A 1275-nucleotide genomic window follows, 5' to 3' on the forward strand; every position below is an offset into this window, starting at 1 on the left:
CCAATAATCACAGGTATAAACCAGGCGATTTCGCCAGAGGGGTCGGTATATTTAAACGGATTATTCATACAATAAGCATACCGATTATAATTCAACCAATCACCGGGAGCTTGCAAATAAGGATCCGGACTAAAAAACTGCGCCGTCAGCGGGTCATACACCCGCCCATTCATATTGATGAGCGCGAAGTCATCCAAATGCTCATGCATCGTGTAGCCTCTGCTGAGAATAAACGCCGTGCGTGTATCGCGCTGAGCCCAATTGGTCGGATTGCGTCGATTACCCCACGGGTCGTATGCATAGCGTTCTGCTACGGAGCCATCTTCATTCGATAAAGCAATTAAAGAACCTTGAAAATCGGTGTGAGCGTAGTACAAGGTATTGTCTATCAGCACCGCCGCTAAACCATTGCCGCCACTGATATAGTGTATTTGTCGGGTAACACCGTTTTGCGTTTCTTCCTCGTAATTGCCCATGTAATAACGAGTTAGCGATGTGCCGGATTTAGTCAGCACCGATTTGATGCGTTGCTCGTCCGTGCCATAAGAAATATTCAAAACGTTGCCGTCTTCTGCAACCTTCTTGACCTTTTTGAAATCAGTATAATCAATTTTCTGCTCGTTCGACATAAAACTCGGAACCCCTGAAATTGAATCTAATGCATGGGGTCTGCCTTCGGCACCATAATGCAAAGTGAAATCGCCCAAGTCGCTTTTTTTCGCAATATTGCCGTTGGCATCGTAAGTCAGGAAATTGTCATCCCAATCAGTCAATCGGTTTTTATCATCGTAAGCAAACGATTCTTTATAACCTATTCTTCTATCTTGTCGGTACTCCAAATTTCCTTTGGCATCAAAACTATACGCGAGGTTTGTAATGCCTTGTGTAACAATTGAAGTCGGGAATCCTCTGCTGTCAAATCCAAACGTTGTTGTTTTGCCTCCGCTTTGCGTTTTCGTCAATTGCCCGTGCGCATTGCTTTCTGTGGCAGCCCATATCGTACGGTTGTCAACATCTTTTACAGAGGTGAGGTAGCTGTAAGAATCGTAAATATTGGTAATCACATAGCCACTTGGGTATGTTTCTTTGTAAACACGCCCTAAACGGTCATATTCTATACTTCGTGTGAAAATTTTATTTTCGCCGACCACATCAGTAGCTTTTTTGATTCGGTCAAAATCATCATACTCATACGATTTATGCTGGTCGGAGATAGAAACACCATGCAGGCGATGCAAATTATCATATACGTAATTGGTTTTTTCTGTGCCTCGT

Annotated in this window: 1 protein-coding gene; it reads right to left on the bottom strand. The window is 43.5% G+C overall.

Going from position 1 to position 1275, the window contains the following annotated elements:
• Positions 1-1275, bottom strand: a 1275-nt coding sequence (locus tag ASC50_RS00750) for an RHS repeat domain-containing protein (RefSeq protein WP_304518300.1), incomplete at both ends; no start/stop codon positions are given.

Source organism: Candidatus Symbiothrix dinenymphae, assembly GCF_001431085.1.